At 67.4% G+C, this 3,077-nt stretch carries 4 protein-coding genes and 1 pseudogene; 2 read left to right on the plus strand and 3 right to left on the minus strand.

Annotation, left to right across the window (positions count from 1 at the left end; all coding sequences use genetic code 11):
* Positions 1-693, minus strand: a 693-nt coding sequence (locus ACZ7NC_RS44975) for a prepilin peptidase (RefSeq protein ID WP_471498085.1), incomplete at its 3' end; no start/stop codon positions are given.
* A gap of 102 nt (positions 694-795) precedes the next feature.
* Between ACZ7NC_RS44975 and ACZ7NC_RS44980 the strand changes: the two genes are divergently transcribed.
* Entirely contained in the window at positions 796-1,719 is a 924-nt protein-coding gene (locus tag ACZ7NC_RS44980; protein ID WP_471498089.1) for a PIN domain-containing protein, read from the plus strand.
* A gap of 18 nt (positions 1,720-1,737) precedes the next feature.
* On the opposite strand, the gene ACZ7NC_RS44985 is transcribed toward ACZ7NC_RS44980, so the two are convergent.
* Positions 1,738-2,028: a fic family toxin-antitoxin system, toxin component gene (locus ACZ7NC_RS44985; protein ID WP_471498092.1), complete on the minus strand. Its 291-nt coding sequence runs from the start codon at positions 2,026-2,028 to the stop codon at positions 1,738-1,740.
* Between the two features lie 206 nt (positions 2,029-2,234).
* Here ACZ7NC_RS44985 and ACZ7NC_RS44990 point away from each other — a divergent pair, with 206 nt between their 5' ends.
* On the plus strand, positions 2,235-2,609 hold the full coding sequence (locus ACZ7NC_RS44990) for an integrase core domain-containing protein (protein ID WP_471498094.1): 375 nt from the start codon (positions 2,235-2,237) through the stop codon (positions 2,607-2,609).
* Positions 2,610-2,617: 8 nt separating this feature from the next.
* Here ACZ7NC_RS44990 and ACZ7NC_RS44995 read toward each other — a convergent pair.
* Positions 2,618-2,998, minus strand: a pseudogene (locus tag ACZ7NC_RS44995) (transposase); the annotation flags it as partial.
* Positions 2,999-3,077 lie beyond the last annotated feature (79 nt).

The following is a 3,077-nucleotide window of genomic DNA, read 5'->3' on the forward strand; positions in this document are numbered from 1 at the left end:
TCCCGTGAGAAGGAACGGGCCGAACGGGATTCTGCTGTCCCGTCCGGCCCGCCCCACGGCGAGAAGACCGATGCCGTACAGCGCGCCGAGCAGGTACCCGGCGAACGTTCCGATCAGGACAATTGGCCAGCCGTACCAGCCCAGCACGGCACCCAGGACGAGGGCGAGTTTCACATCGCCGAACCCGAAGCCCTTGCTGATGAGGAAGAGCGCGAAGAAGCAGGCTCCCAGAAGGAGGGAGCCGAGCAGCGCGGACGTCCAGCTGCCTCCGGCATCGGGCAGCAACGCGGCACCACCGAGCAGCACGAGCGCCGCTGCAGCGAGCGGCAGGGTGAGCACGTCGGGCAGCCGGTGCGCCACAAGGTCGACGGCAGCAAGTAGCACGCTGAGGGGGGTGAGTAGCAGCCAGACCACCAGCTCGGGGCGAGCCCCGACTCCAGCCGCCAGCGCCGCGCAGACCGCGGCCACGACGACGGAGACGGTGAGCGCGCTCGGGCCGTACACGTCTCCGTCGGCGCAACGGGCCCGCCCGATCCATCCGTGCCCGGCACCGACGAAGGGGTGTCCGGCAGGACACGCTGTCCGCCACGACTCATCGTGCGGCACGGAAAGCCGGTAGGCGGCGCGCGGTATGAGCAGACCTGTGCCGGCACCCCACAGGACCGCCGCCGCGGTGATCCAGAACGTCTCCACCGAACGGAGCCTAATCCGTGGTTAAGGGCGTTCCGATGGGGCGGATGCCTATGCTCAGCCCGTCCGGTGTCGCGGACGGCCCGTACCGTGAGGAGCGCGCGCATGCTGTTGAGGCCCGGAACGACCTGCGCTGAGGCGATCGCGCTGGTGGAGCGCCTGACGGCCCAAGGGCTCAACGACGTCCAGAACTCCGTACCGCATGTGGTCGGCAACGCGGTGCCCGGTATGCCCCAGGAACACTGGGACGCCGTCGCGCGGGTGCGGCGCATGTACGACGAGTGGACGCTGCAGGCCGGGAACGAGTTGCTGGACGCGTTCGCCGACCGGTCGGTGGCGGCGCGGCTGCGGGGCGAGCGGTACAACGCAATCATGCACGGTCAGTTCACCGCCGACCGCTTCACGGTTCTGATGAACACCGAGCTGCAGGAACTGCGCAGCTATTTCATGGAGTTGGCCAACGAACTGCGCCGGGCACAGGAGCGCTTCACCCGCCACCGGGTGCGGACGGTGGTGCTGGACACCAACGATCTGCTGCATTACATGCGCTTCGACAAGATCCCGTGGCAGCGGCTCTTCGGCCGCGGCACTTCCGTGATGATCCCGCACGTCGTGATCGACGAGATCGACAAGAAGTCGTACGACACCCACGACACCGGCGTCCGGAAACGGGCGCGCGCCGTCTTCGCGCTCCTGGAGCAGACCCTGGCCCAGATCGAAGCCGACGGCCACGCGGTGGTGAATGAGGCCACCGTCGTCGATGTCCTGCTGGACGAGCCCGGGCATGTGCGGCTGCCGAACAACGACGATGAGATCGTCGCGCGCGCCTGCTATCTCCAGCAGGCCATAGCCCCGGCACAGGTCACGGTGGTCACCGGGGACAACGGGATGCGGGCTCGCGCATTGTCCTGGGGGCTGAAGGCCCGCGTCCTGGATGAGAAGTACAAGATCGAGCGGCTGAGTGCGGCAGAGAAGGCGGCCAACGAGCAGACCATCACGTTCGACGTGCCCGACGACGAGAACGGGTAGCCCCGCAGCCGGCTGGCCTCAGCAGGTGGACCACGTGCGCAGCTGCGCGGCGATCTCCTGAATGCGGGCGCCCTTGTGCTTGGCGCGCATGACGAGCGCGAGAGCTTCCTCCGGCTCGTAGTCCAACGTGACGCCGTTGGTGTTGAGGTACGTCTCGGCGACCAGCCAGGCAAAGAACTCGTTCTTCGCCTCCAGTGGCTCGTGCAGCGCGATGGTCTCCAGCATGGCCGCGGCCTTGAGCCAGTCACTCGCGTACACGTCGCGGCCCATGTAGTGGGCCTGTACCCGGGCGCAGACGGCGTCCAGCACGCCCAGGTCAAGACAGGCCGGGTCGCCCGGGAGGGTCTGCGCGATCTGCAGAAAGCTCTTGCGGGATGAGGAACCGGGTCACGCGGCGTGACCGTGCTGCGGGAACTCGTGCAGGTCGCGGCTGCCCATCGGCGCGGGGTCGGGCCACGGTCAAGATCGCGATCTCCGAGGCCGAACGACTCGGCGGCCGTCCGCTGTCCGGTCTGTTGCCTGTCAGCAGCGAGACGGGCGCGATCCGAAGAATCAAGCTGGTCACCGACAACGGCGGCGCGTTCAAGGGTGCCGCGTTCGCCCGGTTCATAGCATCCAGGCCCGAGCTGCTGCACATCCGCACCCGGGCCAAGAGCCCCGGCCACATCGGAGTCCGCGAACGGGCCTTCGGCTCGCTGAAGTACGAGCACCTCTACCGTCAGGAGATCGAGGACCTCGACACGCTCGCCCGCGAGGCCGAGCACTACCGGCACATCTTCAACCACGTCCGGCCCCACGAAGCCCTCGCCGGCCACCGGCCGATCGAGATCTACCGCACCCCGACCCTGCACCCCCAACTTTCAAACAAGATCAGTGAGCCACAAACTTGACGCGGGACAAGGGCGGCGCAGATCCTGGAGACCTCGCTCTTGGAGATACCGGTGTCCGCCCCCAGGGCCTTGACCAGGTCGTCGACCGACCGGGTGGAGACGCCTTCGACGTATGCCTCCATGATGACGGCGTAGAGAGCCTGGTCGATGCGACGCCGACGCTCCAGCAGACAGGGGAAGAAACTGCCGGACCGCAGTTTGGGGATGGCCAGGCCGAGGTCGCCGGCCTGGGTGGTGAGCGTCTTGTCGCGGTGCCCGTTGCGGTAGTTGGTGCGGGTGTCGGTGTGCTCGTTCCACTCGGCGCCGATCTTCACCGCGGCCTCGGCCTCGATCAGCTCCTGCAGCATCCGCTCGGCGACACTGCGGACGGTGTTGATGCCCCTATGGATGTCAAGTAGTGGCTTCTGCGGGGGCCTGATGGTCAGGCGCCTGCCTTGTTAGGACGATGAGCCGGTAGATCTCTCGTGC

This window comes from Streptomyces sp. NPDC111802 (assembly GCF_055634335.1).